Origin of the sequence: Burkholderia reimsis, from assembly GCF_003294055.1 — a bacterium.
GTDB classification, from domain to species: domain Bacteria; phylum Pseudomonadota; class Gammaproteobacteria; order Burkholderiales; family Burkholderiaceae; genus Burkholderia; species Burkholderia cepacia.
Genome location: NZ_QMFZ01000032.1, coordinates 61,953 through 81,748 on the forward strand (window position 1 = coordinate 61,953; position 19,796 = coordinate 81,748).

The following is a 19,796-nucleotide window of genomic DNA, read 5'->3' on the forward strand; positions in this document are numbered from 1 at the left end:
TCCTTCGATCAACGGTCGTCAGGTTTCGGGCCGGCGGAAGCCGCGCGCCGCAGCCGCGCGGCGAATGCGCCGGTGCCCGCGAAATACGCCTGCACGCGCTGCAGCACGCGCGGCGTGCCGGGCAGAGCCGGCATCGGCGCGAACTGCGGCAGCGTGGTCGCGGCATCCGCTTCGGCCGGATAGATCCGCACCTGCACGTCGTACCAGCCGGCCTGCCCGGTGATCGGATCGGAGTTCGACATCCGCGCGCCGTCACGCGCCGCATCCGGCAGCTCGTCGGTAATCACGTGGTTCAGCAGGAAACCGCGCTGCGACTCCCCCGCCTGCGGCCCGAGGTTCCACGCGCCGGCCGCCTTGCCGATCGCGTTCCACGTCCACACGGTGCCGGGCTCCACGGCCTCGCTGTAGCGTGCGCGGCAACGCACCTTGCCCCACGGCGATTCGACGTAGATCCACGCGCCGTCGTCGATCTGCTGCGCGGCGGCCGTCACGGGGTTCACGAACAGATGGTTCTCGCCGTGGATCTGCCGCAGCCACGCGTTCTGCGAATCCCACGAGTGGTACATCGCCATCGGCCGCTGCGTGATCGCCGCGAGCGGATAGCGGCCCGCGTCGGTCAACCCGCTTTCGAGCGACCGGTGCCAGAACGGCAGCGGATCGAAATAACGCGCGATGCGTTCGCGCAGATGGTCGGGTGGCTGGCGGCCCGACGTGCGGCCCTGCGCGGCGAGCCGGAATTTCTGCATCACGTCCGAGTAGAGCTGGATCACGATCGGCACGCCGAACTTGCGCATCCCGTTGTCGACCGCCCACTGCATGTAAGGCCCGTTGCAGTTGCGCATGTACTGCAGCGGCTCCGGCAACCGGTGGTGGTACACGCAGTTGTTCTCCGCGTAACGCTTCCACTGGTCGGGGTTCGGCTCGCCGACGACGGCCTTGTCGCCGTCCTTGCCGCGCCAGCCGATCAGGAAGCCGGTGCCCGAATCCGGCGCGGTCTGGAAGTTGATGACGAAATCCGGATAGTCGCGGTACTTGCGCTGCCCGTCCGCCGTCGTGAAGGCCGGAAACTTCAGCCGGCTCGCGAGCTCGATCAGCACTTCCTGGAACGGCTTGCACTCGCCGGTCGGCGGCACGACGGGCACGCGCACCGAGTCGACCGGGCCGTCGAATTCGGAGATCGGCCGGTCGAGCACCGACATCACGTCATGCCGTTCGAGGTAAGTCGTGTCGGGCAGGATCAGGTCGGCGAACGCCGTCATCTCCGACGCGAACGCATCGCACACGACGAGGAACGGGATCCGGTACTCACCATCGTCGCGCTTGTCGACCAGCATCTTGCGCACTTCCGTCGTATTCATCGACGAATTCCACGCCATGTTGGCCATGAAGATCAGCAGCGTATCGATCGGATAGGGATCGCCGCGCCACGCATTGGTGATCACCGAATGCATGAGCCCGTGCACCGCGAGCGGGTATTCCCACGAGAACGCCTTGTCCAGCCGCGCGGGCGTGCCGTCCGGATGCACGAACAGGTCCTCGGGGCCGGCCGGCCAGCCGAGCGGGCCGGTCGCAAGCGGCGTGTTCGGCCTGATCTGGCCGGGATCGTTCGGCGGTTTCGCCGACGGCGGCACCGCGCGCGGATACGGCGCCTTGTGCCGGAAGCCGCCCGGCCGGTCGATCGTGCCGAGCAGCGACATCAGCACCGCGAGCGCGCGGATCGTCTGGAAGCCGTTCGAATGGGCGGCGAGCCCGCGCATCGCATGGAACGCGATCGGCACGCCCTTCACCGTCGCGTGTTCCTTGCCCCACGAATCGGTCCAGCGCACCGGCAGCTCGATCGCGTGCTCGCGCGCGACCGTCTCCATCTCGCGGGCGAGACGGCGGATCGTGTCGGCCGCGATGCCGGTGATGTCGGCCGCCCACTCGGGCGTGCAACCGGCCACCTGTTCGCGCAGCAGCGTGAACGACGGTGCGACGGGCGTGCCGTCGTCGAGCGTGTAGCGGCCGTCGAGCGCCGGTTCGGCGCCTTCCGTGTGATGCAGCACCGCGCGGTTCGTCTTCGTGTCCCACCACATCCGGTTCTGCGGATACAGCGCGTTGACTTCCGGCGCACCGGCGTCCCGCACGAACAACCCGAACGTGTCGGCGCCGTCGCGCTGGTCGACCAGCTCGGCCGCGTTCGTGAAGCGCGACACGAATTCGAGGTCGAACGCGTCGCGCGCGATCAGCTCGTGCATCAGCGCCATGAACAGCGCGCCGTCGGTGCCGGGGCGAATCGGAATCCATTCGTCGGCGATCGCCGCGTAGCCGGTGCGCACCGGATTGATCGCGATGAAGCGGCCGCCCGCGCGCTTGAACTTGCCGAGCGCGATCTTCAGCGGATTCGAATGGTGGTCTTCCGCGGTGCCGATCATGAAGAACAGCTTCGCGTGGTCGAGATCGGGCCCGCCGAATTCCCAGAACGAGCCGCCGATCGTGTAGATCATCCCGGCCGCCATGTTCGCCGAACAGAACCCGCCATGCGCCGCATAGTTCGGCGTACCGAACTGTTTCGCGAACAGGCCGGTGAGCGCCTGCATCTGGTCGCGGCCGGTGAACAGCGCGAACCGCTTCGGGTCGGTCGCGCGCAGGTGTGAGAGGCGCTTTTCGAGCACGTCGAACGCGACATCCCACGACACCGGCTCGAACTGCGCGTCGCCGCGCTCGGCGCCCGGCTTGCGCATCAGCGGCTGCGTGAGCCGCGCGGGCGAATACTGCTTCATGATCCCCGACGAACCTTTCGCGCAGATGACACCCTGGTTCAGCGGATGCTCCGGATTGCCGTCGATATAACGCACCTCGCCGTCGCGCAGGTGCACGCGGATGCCGCAGCGGCACGCGCACATGTAGCACGTCGTCGTCTTGATATCGGCCTGTTCGTCGCGCTCGCGTGCCCGATGTTCCATCGTCTGTCCTCGTTCGCGGATGAGGGCGCCCCCCGCAGGGCACGCCCGTGAATCGATTCGTCCATGCTAGTCGCGCCGGCCGCCGACATAAAGTCGCATCCGCTGATCGGTTCTATCGCGCGGCCCGATAGTTGGCCGCGCGATCCATCGGGCCGCCGCCGGCGCCCCATGCGCAAAGACCCGGCTTGCGTGCCGGGCCTTCGACGTCATGCGTTACCGGGCATTACCGCGGCGGATACGCGAGCAGTTCGCTGTCGTCGAGATGCTCGCGGCGGCTGCGGCGCGTGAGCCCGTAAGCGACGACCAGCACGGCGAGGCTTGCGACGCCGAGCCACAGCGGCTTGCGCTGGTCCGGGATGAACGCCATCGCGACGAGGATGCCGACCATGCCGACGATCGCGACCCAGGTGAGGTACGGATACGCCCACATCCTGACGCGCAGCTTGCTCGCGGCCACCGGGTCGAGACGCTTGCGCAGGCGCAGTTGCGAGAACGCGATCAGCACGTACACGAACAGCGCGACGGTGCCGTACGAGTTGACGAGGAACGCGAACACGGTATCGGGCGACACATACGACATCACGACCGACACGTAGCCGAACACCGTGCCGAGCAGGATCGCGCGCACCGGCACGCCGCGCTTGTTGACCTTCGCGAGTGCGGCCGGCGCATCGCCGTGGCGGGTCAGTGCAAACAGCATCCGCGACGCCGCATAGAGGCCCGAGTTGAGCGCGGACAGCACGGCCGTCAGCACGATCGCGTTCATCACGTTGGCGGCGGCCGGCAGGCCCATCACTTCGAGCGCGCTGACGTACGGCGTGGCCATCTGATGCGAATTCCACGGCACCAGCGCGACGACGAGCGCGACCGAGCCGACATAGAACACCAGCACGCGGGTGATCACCGAATTGGTGGCCTTCGCAACCGCCTTGGCCGGCTCCTTCGCCTCGGCCGCCGCGATCGTGACGATCTCGGCGCCGAAGTAGAAGCCGGTGGCCGCGACCGCCCCGCTCATCACCGGCCCGATGCCGAGCGGCATGAAACCGCCGTGGCCGAGCAGCGTCGGCAGCACGGAAGTCGTGTGCATCGACGCGGGCCACAGGCCGAGCACGTAGAGGCCGCCGAGGAACAGGAACACGATGATCGCGCCGACCTTGATCGACGAGAACCAGAATTCGAACTCGCCGTAGCTGCCGACCGAGATCAGGTTCGTGAGCGTCAGCACGACCAGCAGCGCGAGGCTGATGATCCATGCCGGTGTGTCGGGCAGCCAGAACTGGATCAGCTTGGCGCCGGCGACCGCTTCGAGCGCGACGACGATCACCCAGAAATACCAGTACATCCAGCCGGTGAGGAAACCCGCCATCTTGCCGGGCCCGCGCCAGTTGCCGAACGCGAGGCGCGCGTATTCGTAGAACGAGCCGACGGCCGGCATCGCGCAGGCCATCTCGCCGAGCATCCGCATCACGAGCACGACCAGCCCGCCCGTGATCAGGAACGACAGGATCGCGGCCGGCCCGGTCTGCTGAATCACCACGCCGCTGCCGACGAACAGCCCGGCACCGATCACGCCGCCAAGCGCGATCATCGTCATGTGGCGCTGCTTGAGCCCACACTTCAGGTCACTCTGGTTCATCGAGGGTTGCATGTCTTCTCCATATCCAGTTGTCCGGACGCCGCCCGCGCCACCGTCGGGTGAACACGGGCGCCGCCGGCGACGGCGCGTGCAGGGGCGCCTGCAGCCCCGGCCGCACGGATTTCTGTTGCTTTTCTTGTGTTGGACGGCCCGGCGCGCGTTGCGTCACACCGGGCGATGTGCACTGCGTTCAGAGCTTTTTCAGGGCTTTTCGTCGTTCCTGAAGTACGACAGGTAGAGCATCCGCTGCCCGATGCGCCGGAACGGCGCGAACGGGTGGCCGGGCAGCGGCGACGTGAAGATTGGCAGCGTCTGGCGTGCGCCCTTCCCCGCGATCTGCTCGGCGAGCCGGCGGCCGGCCTGCTGCGAATACGACACGCCGTTGCCGCCGTAGCCGAGCGCGTAGTACACCGACTGGCGCGGGTCGGGCTGGCACACGCGCGGCATCATGTCGTGGCTCACGTCGACCCAGCCCCACCACGAATAATCGATCTGCACGCCGCGCAGCGCGGGAAACTTGCGCGCCATCCCTTCCTTCAGCAATTCGACATGGCGCGGGTTCGGTGCATCGTCGCCGGTGATCGCGCTGCGGCTGCCGATCTGCAGACGGCGATCGGGCAGGAAACGGTAGTAGAAGCGCAGCGTACGCGTATCGGTCAGCACCTGCGTCGTGCGGAAATTGCACGCGTCGATTTCCGCGTCGGTGAGCGGGCGCGTGACCATCGAATTCGACAGGATCGGCATCACCTTGCTGCGCAGCGACGGATGCAGCGTCTGCGCCGTGTATGCGCCGGTCGCGATGCCGACCGCGCGGGCCCGCACGACGCCGCCGGGCGTGCGCAGGTGGTGCACGCCGTCGATCGTCTCGAAGCCGAGCACGGGGCTGCTCGTATGCACCTTCGCGCCGGCTTCGCGCGCGAGGCGCAGGTAGCCGAACGCGAGCTTCAGCGCATGGATGCCGATGCCTTCCGGCTCGTGCAGCGCGCCGGCCGCCTCGTGGTCGTTGATGAATTCACGGCGGAAGGTTTCCGCGCTCAGCAGTTCGGACGGGTAGCCGAACACGTCCTTCCACACCTTCGCCTCGGCCGCGAGCTTCGCCATGATGCGCGGACGGTGCGCGATCAGGAAATGGCCGCCCGGCTGCGGATCGCAGTCGATTTCCGACACGAGCGACTTGAAGTGTTCGAAGCCTTCGAGGATCTCGTCGTGCATCTTCAGCGCGACGTCCTTGCCCCAGCGCTCGATCCACTGCGAGCGCGACAGCCGGCCCGACGCGTTCTGCCCCTGCCCGCCGTTGCGGCTGCTGCAGCCCCAGCTGGTGCGGTTGGCTTCGAGCACGACGGCCTTGATGCCATGGTCCCGCGCGAGGCACAGCGCGGTCGCGAGGCCCGTGTAGCCCGCGCCGATGATCGCGACGTCGACGTCGAGATCGCACGTGACGGGGCCGTCGTCGGGCGGCGGGTTGCCGGCCGTCGCGACCCAGTAGGTCGGCGCGTACTGCTTGCCGCAACCTGGCCCCGGCGACACGAGCGGATCGTAGGTCGGGTCGTAACGCGTATCGTTCGACCGGCCGCCGGCGAAGCCGCTCGCGGTGCGTTCGATGGAAGGGGTCGACATGGTCAGACCTCCGATGCGGGCTTGCCTGCCGCGCCGCAACGGGCGCGCGAGGCGATTCGACTGACTGATGCGGGGCGTACGCTCGCCGGGCGGGCGAATGCTGCCGACTGCCTGTTGGTCATGCCTGTCTCCTGATCGTTCTCTTCGGGTCGATCGTGTGCAGATGCTTCAATGCGGCGATCTGTCGAGGAAAGTGTAGGCAGGCCGTTTTTTGGCAGGTAGGGCCAGTGGGCCGGATTCGCTTGGACCAGCGTGTCAGGGTGTCGAACGGCGGGGAATGGCGAGGAATGGCGGGCGACCGCGGGCGGGCGGCGGCAGTCGCGGCGCGGGCTCTCCCCGGGACAATCTGGAGCCCGAACGGCACGCAGCATCGGACGAGCGGCTGGCGGCATCGACAAGCGGCGCGGGTACGGGCGCGGACACCGGCGCGCGCACGACGCCGACCGATGATCGACGACAGACGACCGCCCTGTCGAAACGGCCCCGCGCCCCGCCCGCGCCACCTGCCCGCCCCGCCCGCCGTCACATCGCGCGCACCGCGACCTCGGCCACGCTTCCGCGCTTCTCGATCGCCCGCGCGGACACGATCGACAGGAGTGCAGACAACATCACGTACACCCCGACGAGCCACGGCGCACCGCCGTTCACGCGCAGCAACGCGGTCGCGACGATCGGGGTCAGGCCGCTCGCGAAGATGCCCGACACCTGGTAGACGAACGAAATGCCCGTGTACCGCACGTTCGCATCGAACAGCTCCGCGAACAGCGCGGCCTCCGGCCCGTATGCCATCGCGTAGAAGATCCCGAACGGGATCACCAGCGCGAGCCATACGGCGAGCAGGTTCGACGATTGCGTCTGCAGCAGCCAGAACGCGGGCAGCACCGACAGCCCGCACAGCGTCGCGCCCCACCGGTACACGCGTGCGCGGCCGAGCCGGTCGGACAGGCTGCCGAACACGGGGATGAACCCGCACATCACGACCGCCGCGCTCATCACGCCGAGCAGCGCATCGCCGCGCGAGATCGACAGGTTACGCGTCATGTAGCCGATCGAGAACACCGCGAACACGTTGAAGAACACGCCGTCGATATAGCGCGCGCCCATCCCGAGCAGGATCGCCTGCCGGTAGTTGCCGAGCAGTTCGACCACCGGCAGCTTCGTGTCGCGCCGCTGGCGCTTGAGCGCGACGAATTCGGGCGTATCGGCCACCCGCGTGCGGATGTAGAAGCCGACCGCGACGAGCAGCAGCGACGCCGCGAACGCCACGCGCCAGCCCCACGCGAGGAACGCGGCGTCCGGCAACACGCGCGACAGCGCCGCGACCACGCCGGCCGCGAGGCACAGCCCGATCGCGAGCCCGATCTGCGGCAGGCTCGCGTACAGCCCGCGCCGGTGCGGCGGCGCATATTCGTACGCCATCAGCACCGCGCCGCCCCACTCGCCGCCGAGGCCGATGCCCTGCAGCACGCGCAGCGTCAGCAGCAGCACCGGCGCCCACATGCCGATCTGCGCGTAGGTCGGCAGGAACGCGACGCCGGCCGTCGACATGCCCATGATCAGCATCGTCAGGATCAGCGCGGACTTGCGCCCGACGCGGTCGCCGAGATGGCCGAACAGCAAGCCGCCGAGCGGCCGCGTGACGAAGCCGACCGCGAACGTCGCATACGCGAGCATCGTCGACACGAACGCGTCGCCGGCCGGAAAGTACTGCTTGTCGAACACGATGCCGGCGACGACGCCGTACAGGAAAAAGTCGTACCACTCGACGGTCGCGCCGATCACGCTGGCCGCGGCCACGCGTCGGACGACCCGGGAATCGATTGCCATGCGAGCTTCTCCAGGTAAGGATGCGCCGCAACCTGCCCCGGCGCCGTACCGGCGGGGGCATCGATGAACGCGCGGCGGCCGTCCGGGCGCAGGCGCACGGGCCACGCGGGGAGATGCGTGGCGAGGCGCTACGCGACGGCCTCGGCGGCCGGCGCGACGCTGCGGCCGCGATCGGCGGCGCGCGCGTCCTCGAGGATCATGTCGGACGCCTTCTCGGCGACCATCACGATCGGCACGTTGGTATTGCCCGATACGAGGGTCGGCATGATCGAGCAGTCGACCACGCGCAGCCCGCGCGTGCCGTACACGCGCAGCCGCTCGTCGACGACCGCGAGCGGATCGCTCGCGACGCCCATTTTCGCCGTACCGGACGGATGAAAGATCGTCTGCCCGTATTCCCGGCAGAACTCGAGCAGCTCGTCGTCCGTCTGCGCGTCCGCGCCCGGCCGCACCTCGCGCTTCATCAGCGACGCCATCGGCTCGGTGGCCGCGACGCGTCGCGCGAAGCGCACGCCGGCCACCGTCGTGCGGCGGTCGCGCTCGGTGTCGAGATAGTTCGGCTGGATCGACGGCGCGTCGCGCGCATCGTCGGTGCGAATTCGCACGGTGCCGCGCGATTCGGGCCGCAGCTGGCAGATCGAATACGTGCAGCCGGGAAACGGATGCACGCTTCCGCCCGCCGAATCCGCCGACAGCGTCGAGAAATGGAACTGGATGTCGGGCGTCGCCGATTCGTCCGGCAGCGCACGGCAGAACATCCCGCCCTGGTTGATGCCGATCGCGAGCGGGCCGCCGCGGAACAGCGCCCATTGCAGCCCCATCTTCGCGCGGCCGACCCACGAATGCAGTTCGTCGTTGGTCGTGATCGGCTTCGTCACTTCATGGATCAGACGAATCTGCAGATGATCCTGCAGGTTCTCGCCGACGCCCGCCCGATCGGCGACGACCGGAATCCCGTGCCGGCCCAGCAGCGCGGCCGGCCCGACGCCCGACACCTGCAGCAGTTGCGGCGACTGCAGCGCGCCGGCCGCGAGGATCACCTCGCGCCGCGCACGCACGTCGTGAACCTTGCCGTGCCGGACGTACCGCACGCCGGACGCCTGCGTGCCGTCGAACAGCACCTTCAGCGCCTGCGCATCGGTTTCGACATGCAGGTTCGGCCGCCCGCGCGCGGGCTTCAGGTAGGCCACCGCGGTCGAGCAGCGCAGCCCGTTGCGCGTGGTGAGCTGGTAGTAGCCCACGCCTTCCTGGTCGCCCGTGTTGAAATCGTCGACGGTGCGCACGCCGAGCCGGTTCGACGCGGCGACGAACGCATCGACCAGTTCGTGCCGCTGCCGGATCGCGGAAGCCCACAGCGGGCCGCCGGTGCCGCGCGTGGGCCCTTCGCCGAGCGTGTTGTGTTCGAGCTTGCGGAAATACGGCAGGCACTCCCGCCAGCTCCAGCCGCGATTGCCGAGCGCCGCCCAGTGATCGTAGTCCTGCTGCTGCCCGCGCACGTAGATCAGCCCGTTGATCGAGCTGCAGCCGCCGAGCGTGCGGCCGCGCGGCCAGTACAGGCGGCGGTTGTGCATGTTCGGATCGGGATCGGTGTGGAAGCCCCAGTTGTACACGGGGTGGAACATCGTCTTGCCGTAGCCGATCGGCACGTGGATCCACATATAGCGGTCGGCGGGGCCGGCTTCCAGCAGGCACACCGTATGGCGGCCGCCGTCGGACAGGCGGTTGGCGAGGACGCAACCGGCCGATCCCGCGCCGACCACGACATAGTCGAAGCTGCGTGTCATTCCGTGTCTCCGTTCCGGGGTATTGAAAAATCCGGTATGTTTCGTCCAAATTTATTGAGCACACGGAACACGTACAAGGCGATTTATTGTCCACGCGGCGAATGTGGTACAAAAACCGTTCAATTCGTTTCATTTCCATCGCACACACACCATCCCGGGACGCACGCCGATCCCGACGGAGGAGACACATGCGCGAACCTGCCCCCGCGCTGCCCGACGGCGCGCCCGCCGACGACGCGCGCGTGCTGCGCGCCCTCGCCGTGCTCGAAGCGCTCGCGTCGGCCGGCCAGCCGTACACGCTGTCGCAGCTCGCCGCGCGGCTGCATATCCCGAAGGCGACGCTGCTGCGGCTGATCGAATCGCTGGAGGCGCGCGGCTACGTGATCCACATGCCCGACTCGCGCGGCCACGACCGCGGCATCGCGCTCGGCCCGCGCGCCGCGCAGTTCGCGCTCGCGGCGCTGTCGAACAACACCTTCACGCGCGGCTGCCGCTCGGTGCTGCGCGCGCTCGTCGACGTGCTCGGCGAAACCTGCAACCTCACCGCGCTCGACGGCGACACGGTGCTGTACGTCGAACGTGTCGAGACGACCGAGCCGCTGCGGCTCGAGATGCGGCCCGGCATGCGCGTGCCGCTGCACTGCACGGCGAGCGGCAAGCTGTTCCTGTCGCAGATGAATGCGCTGGAGCGCAACGCGATGCTCGCGCGGCTCACGCTGAAGAAGATGACCTACCGGACGCTGACCGATGCGCAACTGCTCGCGGCCGAGCTCGACCGGCTCGCCGCGCGCGGCGTCGGCATCGACAACGAGGAATTCGTGCGCGGGATGGTGGCCGTCGCGGTGCCGGTGAAGGATGCCGCGAGCGGCCGCGTGCTTGCGGCGCTCGCCGTGCATGCGCCGACCGCGCGCGCGACGCTCAACGATTTGCTGGAGAACGTGCCGAAAATGCGCGACGCGGCGACGCGGCTCGCCCCGCTGCTGCAGGCGGCCGATGGCGCACCGGCGGGTTGAAGCGGCCGCGCGCGGTTACTCGGTCGTTCGTTCAAGCGAGGTGATAACGCAGCCAGAAGGTTTCGCGGCACGCGTTGTCGAACGTGATCCGCGTCGGGCCGATCGGTTGCGCATCGGGATGGCGAAGCACGTCGTAGTCGATCCAGCACTCGGCGCACAGCAGGTCGGACGGCGCGCGGTCCTGCTCGACCGAGCGGCGCACGATCGCGCCGTTGTCGAAGCGATATTCGGTTTCGTCGCGCGTGACCTCGACGTCGTCGTCGGTCCAGCGGTCGTGCGACGTGGCATGCGACACGATCGACACCGGGCCCGCGAGCCCGTGGATCGCGGCGACGTAGAAAATAAGCTTGTCCATGGCGAAGCGGCGAACGGAAGGATGGCCGCCTCGCGCAACATGGATGGCACGAGGCGGCCCGAGCGGCGAGTATAGCCGCGCACCGATGACCTTGCCGCCCGTGGGGTTTCGCGCGCTACGCCTCCAGCGCGAGCAACGCGAACGTCGCGAGCCAGTGCTCGCCCATGTAGTCGCCGGCCACGTGCGCGAGCGCGCTCGCGAGGTGCCGGCCGGCCGCATCGAGCAGCTTCGCGCGCCGCGCGTCGCCTTCCGGCAGTGCGCCGGCGAGCGCGCGCTGGCACCACGCGCGGCTCAGGTTCAGCCCGTCGAGATGGGCGATCTTGCCGTCGCTGCGATCGCTGACCGTCGCCGGCTCGAACAGCGTCGCCGGCTCGCCACGCGCGAGATCGGGCAGGAAGCGCGCGAACCAGCCGTCGAATTCGGCGGCCGGCAGCACGCGCCGCATCAGCTCGGCCTCCATCAGCGCGGGCGACAGGAATTCGTCGCCCGACGGCTCCCACGCCTGGCACGCGACGTCGTTCAGGTGCCAGCGCTTCGCGGTATCGACGATCAGCGCCGCGAGCCCGTCGCGCTGCGTGTCGCGCGCGAAGTCGAGCGTGAGCGCCAGCGCGAACGCGGTGTTGAAGTGCGTGCCGACGCGCAGCGGATAGGTCGCTTTCGGCAGGAAGGTCTCGAAGCGCGACACGAACAGGTCGGTGAGCGGTGCCAACGTCTTCGCCCAGCGCGCGGCCTGCGGCAGCGCGCCCCTCAGCGCGAGCCGCTCGAGCTGCGCGGCGAGCGCGAGCAGCCACGCCCAGCCGTAAGGCCGCTCGAAGCCGCTGTTGTGCGGCAGCGCGAGGTACGCCCGCTCGCCGGCGACGTTCGCATCGGTGAAGTGCGCATCGACGATCGCGACGATGCGTTCGGCCTCCGGCAACGCCGGGTAGCGTTCGAGCACGCGCAGCACGAGCCAGTAGCCGTGCACGCACGAGTGCCAGTCGTAGCTGCCGTAGAAGATCGGGTGCAGCGCGCGCGGCCCCTGCACATCTTGCGGGCCGGCGAGCGAATGCGTGAGCTTGTTCGGATATTCGCGGGTCAGGTGCGCGAGCGCGAGCGACGCGAACTTCGACGCGAGTTCGGGGGTGAGTCGGTCGGTCATGAGGATCTCGTCCATCGAGTCAGAAGCGGAATACGAACGCATACATCAGCAACGTGTTCACGGCGAGCAGCAGCACGGCGGTCGGCCACTGCGCCTTGATCACGCCGTTCTTGTCCTTCAGTTCGAGCAGCGCCGCCGGCACGATGTTGAAGTTCGCGGCCATCGGCGTCATCAGCGTACCGCAGAAGCCGCTCAGCATCCCGATCGCGCCGACGATCGCCGGGTTGCCGTGGAACTGGTGGACGATCAGCGGCAGGCCGATGCCGGCCGTCATCACGGGGAACGCGGCGAAGCCGTTGCCCATGATCATCGTGAACAGCGCCATGCCGACCGTATAGGCCGCGACCACCGCAAACGGCGAATCGATCGGCACCCACTCCTTCACGAGCCCCGACACCACCCCGCCGACACCCGCGACCGCGAACAGCGCGCCGAGCGCCGCGAGCATCTGCGGCAGGATCGCGGCCCAGCCGACCGCATCCATCGTATGGCGTGCCTCCCTCACCGCATGCACCGGCGAATCGCGCAGCATCGCGAGCGCGACGACGAACGCGACGAGCGTGCCGAGCACGAGCGAGATCAGCGTCACGCTCTTCTGGTCGACGAACGGCACCCCCTTCAACGCGAACGTGCCGATCAGCGTGACGACCGGAATCAGCAGCGCGGGCAGGAACAGCCGGTTGCCGAAGCGCTGCGCGAGCGTCTCGCGGCGCACGGCCGCCGCTTCGCCGGCTTCGTCGGACTTGCCGCGCCCGAGCTTGCCGGAGCCCGCGATCACCGCGAGCGCGATCGCGAGGCAGCCCGTCACGAAGTGCGGCAGCAGCGCGCCGAACAGGAACGTGACCGCGTAGATCGCCCAGAACGCGAAATTGACGACGCGGCGCAGGTTCGTGCGGTCCGTCAGGTTGAAGCACGCGAACGCGGCGAACATCAGCCCCGCGAGCGTGTACAGCGATTCGAGGCCGATCATCGCGCGCCCTCCTGCTTCACCAGGCCGAAGCCGCGCGTGAGCCGGCGGTCGAGCAGCGCGAGGCGCGTGCAGTGGATCAGCAGCGCGGCGATCGCGGTCGGGATCGCCCATACCGACAGGTGCAGCGGTTCGATGGAAATCCCGTTCTGTTCGAGAAAGCCCTTGATCAGCAGGATCGACTGGATCGCGATGAAGATGTCCTCGCCGAAGAACACGGCGACGTTGTCGACGCCCGACGCATGCGCGCGGATCTGCTGGCGCACCGCTTCGGGCAGCTCGCCGTGCCGGTTGACCGCGGCGGCCTCGGCCATCGGCGCGATCAGCGGACGCACCATCTGCGCATGGCCGCCGAGCGACGTGAGGCCGAGCGCGGCCGTCGCCTGGCGCAGCACGAAGTACAGCATCAGCACGCGGCCGGTGGTGGCCGCCTGCACACGCGAGATCATCCGCTTCGCCTGCTCCTTGAGCCCGTTGCGCTCGAGCAGCGCGATCACCGGCAGCGTCAGCCAGATGAGCCCCATGTAGCGGTTTTCGGTGAACGCCTTGCCGAACGCGCTGACGATGTCGACGAGATTCAGCCCGCCCGCCAGCCCCGTCGCGAGCCCCGCGATCGTGACCACCAGCAGCGCATTGAAGCGCAGCGCAAAACCGATCACGACGATCGGCACCCCAATCAGCACCAGCATTGCTCCTCCTTGTATCGGACGCGCGGCGCCTCGGCAACGCGCCGCCTGCCCGGTTTGGACCGGGCTGTGACGGCGCAATCTAGCACGAGACTTTATCGATAAAAAGTCGACAATTTGCTGCCTCGGGTAAACGTTGAAGTGTGCGGACACCGTGCCCGGGCCATGTGTCGGCGATGTTTCATCCGAGGAATCGGTGGCGGGCCGGCCGGCGCGGACGCACCGGTCGCGGCACGCGCGTGGCCGCCCCGGAGGGCGGCGTGCGACGGGCCGCCGCGCGTGGCGGAGCCCCAGTGCGCCGACTACACTGGAAAGCATCGGCAACGGACGGGAGAGCCGCCATGATTGACGTATTCCAGACCATCGGCAGCCGTGCGTTCTCCGCTCATCTGGCGAAGGACGGGATGGTGACGCTGATGGAGCAACGCCATGAGGTCGATCGCGTGACGCTCGCGACCGCGTATGCCGCGCTCGTCGAGGAAGCCGAGCAGGAAGACGACCTGCTCGACGCGACGGTCGAAGGCATGATGCGCGCGCTGATCCAGGGGTACGCGCGCAGCCATTGACGGCGCGGCCGGTTTCCTCCGGCGCCCGCCGAAGCGGACCACGGGCCCGCGCAGGCGCTACGCGGCCGGCGTCCCGGCGCCCATGTCGAACCACCGGCCCGCGCGCAGTTGCCGGTAGTCGGCCTGCGTGAAGATCCTCAGCAGGTTCGCGACCGCGCCGTTGCTGGCGCGGTCGAGTGCCGTCATGAAGGCTTCGACTTCGTCGCAGCCGGCAAACAGGATCGTGCGGAAGTAGCGTTCGCGCTCCGCGTCGGACAGGTTCGTCGCGCTCAGCTGGTATGGATGATGAAGCGCCGCGAACAGGAAGTAGTAGCGCTCGGCGTCGTCGCGCAGCACGCGCACCGCGTCGGGTTCGACCGGGAAATCGCGGTGGAACGACGCGTGTCCGCTCTCGATGTAGATCCGGTACAGCAGCCGGCCGTCATGCTCGGTCACGATCGGTGCCCACGGGTCGCGGCTGACGAGTACGGTGTCGGGCACGACCATCCTGGATTCTCCCCGTCTTTTTCTTCGAAGCCGCCACGGTAACATGCCGGCTTCCGCGGCCTGCCATGCCGAAACCGCACGACCGTGCACGCACGCGCGGGATGGCCCGATTCCGCCGCCCGCCGCACAGCCATAGAGGAAACGCACTGAATCGGCGCAATGCGCAAATTTTTCGATTGCCGCCGCCCGCGCCGCATGACAGCATTCGGGGCGTCGCCAACCGAAAAGAATGCCGTGCCGGCCGGCCGCCGATGCCGTCCGGCGGCGCCGAACAGGCCCCCTCCTTCCATGAACCCGGCCCACCTCCAGCATCACGAACCGACCGGAGAATTCCGCTTGTGAACATCGGCATCGTCAACGACCTCCCGCTTGCCGTCGAGGCGATGCGCCGCGCGATCGCGCGACGGCCCGAGCACCGCGTGCTGTGGGTCGCGACCGACGGCGCGCAAGCCGTCGAACTATGCGCCACGCAGCCGCCCGACGTCGTGCTGATGGACCTGATCATGCCGAAATTCGACGGGATCGAAGCGACGCGGCGGATCATGCGATCCGAACGACCGTGCGCGATCCTGATCGTGACGAGCTGCATCGGCGCGAATGCGTGGCGCGTGTTCGAGGCGATGGGCGCCGGCGCGCTCGACGCGGTCGATACGCCGCGGCTCGGCGACGGTTCGGCCGGCGACACGACCCGGCTGCTGCTCGCGAAGATCGACCAGATCGGCCGCCTGCTCGACGCGCCCGGCGGCTCGCGCCTCGCCGGCACGCCCCCGCGCACCGGCGGCGGACCGCTGATCGCGATCGGCGCATCGGCCGGCGGCCCCGGCGCGCTCGCGTCGGTCCTCGGCGGCCTGCCGGCCGATTTCAACGCACCGATCGTGATCGTGCAGCACGTCGACCGCGCGTTCGCCGAAGGCATGGCGCAATGGCTCGACGGCCAGACGTCGCTCGCCGTGCGCGTCGCGCGCGAAGGCGACCGCCCGCAGCCGGGCGTCGCGCTGCTCGCCGCGACCGACGACCACCTGCGCATCACGCGCGCCGGCACGCTCGAATACACGCGCGAGCCGGCCGCCACGCCGTATCGCCCGTCGGTCGACGTGTTCTTCAACAGCCTGACCGAGCACTGGCCCGGCCGCGTGATCGGCGTGCTGCTCACGGGGATGGGCCGCGACGGCGCGATCGGCCTGAAGGCGCTGCGGATGAAGGGCTACCATACGATCGCGCAGGACGAGGCGACGAGCGCCGTCTACGGCATGCCGAAGGCGGCCGCGACGCTCGGCGCGGCGCGCGCGATCCTGCCGCTCGGACGCATCGCGGGCGAGCTGGCGGCGCTCGCGCGGATCTGAGCCCGATGAACCCGCGCAACACCCATGCCTGCTTTCGCAACAACCCGCATCGACCATGACCATTGACCCGACTCGCCCGCCAGGCGGCCCCTACGTGCCGCCCGCCGACGTGCCGGCGATGGTGCTGCTGGTCGACGACCAGACGATCGTCGCGGAGGCCGTGCGGCGCGCGCTCGTCGACGAGGAGGGCATCGATTTCCACTATTGCCCGCGTTCGGACGACGCGATGGCCACCGCGATCGAGACGCGGCCGACCGTGATCCTGCAGGACCTCGTGATGCCCGGCACCGACGGGCTGAGCCTCGTGAAGGCGTACCGGACGAATCCGGCGACGCGCGACGTGCCGATCATCGTGCTGTCGACGCAGGAAGAGCCCGTGATCAAGAGCGCCGCCTTCGCGGCCGGCGCGAACGACTACCTCGTGAAGCTGCCCGACCGCATCGAGCTCGTCGCGCGCGTGCGCTACCACTCGCGCTCGTACATGAACCTGCTGCAGCGCGACGAGGCCTATCGCGCGCTGCGGCAATCGCAGCAGCAGTTGCTCGAAGCCAATCTCGAGCTGCGGCGCCTCACGCATTCGGACGGCCTCACCGGGCTGTCGAACCGGCGCTATCTCGACGAATACCTCGCCGCCGAATGGCGGCGCGGCACGCGCGAGCGCAGCGAGCTGTCGCTGCTGATGATCGACGTCGACAATTTCAAGCTGTACAACGACACGTACGGCCACGTGTCGGGCGACAGCGTGCTCAAGCAGATCGCGTCGACCATCGAGCGCTGTCTCGGCCAGTCGGGGGATCTCGCCGCGCGTTTCGGCGGCGAGGAATTCGCGGTCGTGATGCCGGCCACGTCGCCGGGTGCCGCGCGGCTGCTCGGCGAGAAGATCCGCCTCGCGATCGAGGCGCTGCGGCTACGGCATGCGCATTCGTCGACGGGCAACACCGTGACGATCAGCATCGGCGGCGCGACCATCGTGCCGACGCCCGGCCTGCCGACGACCGTGCTGATCGAAGCGGCCGACCGCGCGCTCTATCGCGCGAAGCACGAGGGCAAGAACCGCGTCGAGATCGACGCGACGCCGACCCCGCCCGTCTCCGGCGGCTTCGGTGCGCCGCGCGCCGACTGAACGCTGAACGCTGAACGCCGGTTCGGCGCCTCGCTCACGCCGCGCCGAACCGGCGCGCGTAGTCGCTCGGGTCGAGCGGGCGGCTGAACAGGTAGCCCTGCTGCATGTCGCAGCCGATCTGCTGCAGGAACCGCGACTGCGCCTGCGTCTCGACCCCTTCGGCCGTGACCTTCATCCCGAGCGAATGCGCCATCGCGACGACGGCCTGCGTGATCGCCACCGAATCGTGATGATCGGGCACGCCAGACACGAACGAGCGGTCGACCTTCAGGTTGTGCAGCGGAAAGCGCTTCAGGTACGCGAGCGACGAATAGCCGGTGCCGAAATCGTCGACCGAGATGCGCACGTTCATGTCCGTGAGCGCCTCGAGCATCGGCAGCACGGTGTCCGTGTCGTTCATCAGCAGTCCTTCTGTAATCTCGAGCTCGAGCGCGGACGGATCGAGCCGCGTCTGCGCGAGGCAGCGATCGACCGACTCGACGAGGCCTTCGTGAAACTGCCGCGGCGACAGGTTGACGGCCAGCACCAGGTCGGGCGCGATCGTGCGGCGCCATTCGGCCGCCTGCCGGCACGCGGTTTCGAGCACCCACTGGCCGATCGCGACGATCTGCCCCGTATCTTCCGCGACCGGAATGAACTCCGCCGGCGACATCGGCCCGAGCTCGGGGCTCGTCCAGCGCAGCAGCGCCTCGGCGCCGACGGTGCGGCCGCTGCGCGCGTCGACGACGGGCTGATACGCGAGCCGCAGCATGTCCGACGCGAGCGCGCGCCGCAGCGACTGCTCGATCGCGAAGCGGCGCTGCAGCCGCAGGTTGAGCTGCGCGGTGAAGAACGTGAAGTGGTTGCGGCCGCGCTGCTTCGCGTCGTACATCGCGGAATCGGCATTGCGCATCAACGTGACGGCATCGTCGCCGTCACGCGGCGCGACGCTGATCCCGATCGACACGCCGAGCCAGTATTCGTTGTTCGCGATCGCGAACGGCTTCGCGATCGCGTCGATCACCTCGCGCGCGAGCACCGCGAGCCGGTCGGGATCGTCGCAGTCGTCGACGAGGATCACGAACTCGTCGCCGCCGACGCGCGTGAGCGCATGCTGCCCGCCTCCGCATGCCGCGAGCCGCGCCGCGACGCTGCGCAGCAGCGCGTCGCCCGCGTCGTGGCCGGCCGTGTCGTTGACCTTCTTGAAGCCGACGAGATCGATGAACAGGATCGCGACGCGCGCGGGCCCGCCCGCCGCATCGTGGCCGCCGAACAGCTCGCGCATGCGGTCGCCGAGCCAGCGGCGGTTGTAGAGGCCCGTCAGCGCATCGCGCGTCGCCAGGTAGCGCAGCTGCTGCTGCGCTTCGCGCACGGGGCCGATGTCGTTGAATGAAACGAGCACCGAGTCGGCCTGCGTTTCGCCCGGCTTCACGATCGGCACCGCGTTGCCGCGCACCCAGATGGTGTCGCCGTCCGCCAGGCCGAAACCGACCGTGTAGTCGAGCATCGGCGTGGCCGTTTCGAGCGCGCGCCGGCTCGGCCAGTCGTCGGGCGCGATCGGCGTGCCGTCCTCGCGCAGCTTGCGCAGGATCACCGTCGACAGCCTGCGGCCGACGAGGTCGCCCTTCACGCGCATCATCCGGTTCGCACTCGGGTTGCTCGCGACCACCACGCCATCGCGCGACACGACGAGGATCCCTTCGTTCAGGCTGTTCACCACGAGCCGGTGATGTTCCTCGCTGCGCGCGAGCTGTCGCGCGATCCGGTCCTGGTGCACCGCGAGGCCGACGCTGTTGCCGATGTCGCGCAGCAGTTCGGTTTCCTCATCGCCCGGCCGGCGCGGCATGCGGTGATAGACGGCGAACGCGCCCAGCACGGCGCCCGCGTCGTCGAGGAACGGCACCGACCAGCACGCGCGCAGGCCCAGCGGCAGCGCAACCGCACGATAGTCGGCCCACAGGGGATCGGTTTCGATATCTTCAACGACGACCATCCGGCGCAGGTACATCGCCGTGCCGCACGAGCCGGCCACCGGCCCGATCGACGCGCCTTCGATCGCCGCGCTGTACTGTCCGGGCAGCGACGGCGCGGCGCCGACGTGCACGTGCACGCCGTCGATATCGAGCAGCAGGATCGTGCACGACGCACCGTCGCCGAGCAAAGCCTCGGCGCGCCGGCAGACTTCGACGAGCAGCTCCGGCAGCGGTGTGTTGCGCGTGATCAGCCTCAGCACGCTTTGCTCGGACGCGAGCACTTCCGCCGCGAGCCCGAGACTGTAACGAGAACTTTGCGGTTCGGTATTCAAGATGAATCCTGCCGTCTGTCCGATCG

General features: G+C 68.8%; 15 protein-coding genes. 4 read left to right on the forward strand and 11 right to left on the reverse strand.

What is annotated here, in order from left to right; genetic code table 11:
* Positions 1-8 precede the first annotated feature (8 nt).
* From DPV79_RS30140 to DPV79_RS30170, 5 genes are all read right to left on the reverse strand, one after another.
* Positions 9-2,945 carry a molybdopterin oxidoreductase family protein gene (locus DPV79_RS30140; RefSeq protein ID WP_113047189.1) on the reverse strand — a complete coding sequence of 979 codons (2,937 nt, stop codon included), beginning with the start codon at positions 2,943-2,945 and terminating at the stop codon, positions 9-11.
* A 223-nt stretch (positions 2,946-3,168) separates the two neighbouring features.
* Positions 3,169-4,593 (reverse strand): amino acid permease, encoded by a 1,425-nt coding sequence (locus DPV79_RS30145; RefSeq protein WP_027791249.1) that lies wholly within the window; start codon positions 4,591-4,593, stop codon positions 3,169-3,171.
* Between the two features lie 189 nt (positions 4,594-4,782).
* Positions 4,783-6,198, reverse strand: coding sequence for an NAD(P)/FAD-dependent oxidoreductase (locus DPV79_RS30155; protein WP_113047190.1), 1,416 nt, complete (start codon positions 6,196-6,198; stop codon positions 4,783-4,785).
* Between the two features lie 522 nt (positions 6,199-6,720).
* On the reverse strand, positions 6,721-8,025 hold the full coding sequence (locus tag DPV79_RS30165) for an MFS transporter (protein WP_113047191.1): 1,305 nt from the start codon (positions 8,023-8,025) through the stop codon (positions 6,721-6,723).
* A gap of 128 nt (positions 8,026-8,153) precedes the next feature.
* Positions 8,154-9,809, reverse strand: a complete 1,656-nt coding sequence (locus DPV79_RS30170) for a GMC family oxidoreductase (protein WP_059622039.1) — start codon at positions 9,807-9,809, stop codon at positions 8,154-8,156.
* Positions 9,810-9,997: 188 nt separating this feature from the next.
* On the opposite strand from DPV79_RS30170, the gene DPV79_RS30175 reads away from it, so the two are divergent.
* The gene (locus DPV79_RS30175) at positions 9,998-10,822 is read left to right on the forward strand and encodes an IclR family transcriptional regulator (RefSeq protein WP_027791246.1); all 825 of its coding nucleotides are present in this window, start codon (positions 9,998-10,000) and stop codon (positions 10,820-10,822) included.
* Between the two features lie 31 nt (positions 10,823-10,853).
* Here DPV79_RS30175 and DPV79_RS30180 read toward each other — a convergent pair whose 3' ends face one another.
* From DPV79_RS30180 to DPV79_RS30195, 4 genes are all read right to left on the reverse strand, one after another.
* Positions 10,854-11,177 carry a hypothetical protein gene (locus DPV79_RS30180; protein WP_113047192.1) on the reverse strand — a complete coding sequence of 108 codons (324 nt, stop codon included), beginning with the start codon at positions 11,175-11,177 and terminating at the stop codon, positions 10,854-10,856.
* A 115-nt stretch (positions 11,178-11,292) separates the two neighbouring features.
* Positions 11,293-12,315: a DUF2891 domain-containing protein gene (locus DPV79_RS30185; protein ID WP_060222154.1), complete on the reverse strand. Its 1,023-nt coding sequence runs from the start codon at positions 12,313-12,315 to the stop codon at positions 11,293-11,295.
* Between the two features lie 19 nt (positions 12,316-12,334).
* On the reverse strand, positions 12,335-13,285 hold the full coding sequence (locus DPV79_RS30190; protein ID WP_113047193.1) for a DUF979 domain-containing protein: 951 nt from the start codon (positions 13,283-13,285) through the stop codon (positions 12,335-12,337).
* The gene (locus DPV79_RS30195; RefSeq protein ID WP_021157620.1) at positions 13,282-13,971 is read right to left on the reverse strand and encodes a DUF969 domain-containing protein; all 690 of its coding nucleotides are present in this window, start codon (positions 13,969-13,971) and stop codon (positions 13,282-13,284) included. The genes DPV79_RS30190 and DPV79_RS30195 overlap by 4 nt, the downstream gene beginning before the upstream one ends.
* 338 nt (positions 13,972-14,309) lie before the next feature.
* Here DPV79_RS30195 and DPV79_RS30200 point away from each other — a divergent pair, with 338 nt between their 5' ends.
* Complete coding sequence (locus DPV79_RS30200; protein WP_027791241.1) at positions 14,310-14,534, forward strand: hypothetical protein; 225 nt, start codon at positions 14,310-14,312, stop codon at positions 14,532-14,534.
* A gap of 57 nt (positions 14,535-14,591) precedes the next feature.
* On the opposite strand, the gene DPV79_RS30205 is transcribed toward DPV79_RS30200, so the two are convergent.
* On the reverse strand, positions 14,592-15,020 hold the full coding sequence (locus DPV79_RS30205; RefSeq protein WP_113047194.1) for a hypothetical protein: 429 nt from the start codon (positions 15,018-15,020) through the stop codon (positions 14,592-14,594).
* A 338-nt stretch (positions 15,021-15,358) separates the two neighbouring features.
* Between DPV79_RS30205 and cheB the strand changes: the two genes are divergently transcribed.
* Both cheB and DPV79_RS30215 read left to right on the forward strand, forming a co-directional pair.
* Entirely contained in the window at positions 15,359-16,363 is a 1,005-nt protein-coding gene (gene cheB / locus DPV79_RS30210) for a chemotaxis response regulator protein-glutamate methylesterase (RefSeq protein ID WP_027791239.1), read from the forward strand.
* Between the two features lie 55 nt (positions 16,364-16,418).
* Positions 16,419-17,486 carry a response regulator gene (locus DPV79_RS30215; protein WP_113047195.1) on the forward strand — a complete coding sequence of 356 codons (1,068 nt, stop codon included), beginning with the start codon at positions 16,419-16,421 and terminating at the stop codon, positions 17,484-17,486.
* Between the two features lie 34 nt (positions 17,487-17,520).
* Here the strand turns inward: DPV79_RS30215 and DPV79_RS30220 are convergent, their stop codons facing one another.
* A complete protein-coding gene (locus DPV79_RS30220; protein ID WP_113047196.1) occupies positions 17,521-19,770 on the reverse strand; it encodes a putative bifunctional diguanylate cyclase/phosphodiesterase in 2,250 nt (749 codons plus the stop codon).
* Positions 19,771-19,796: the final 26 nt, after the last annotated feature.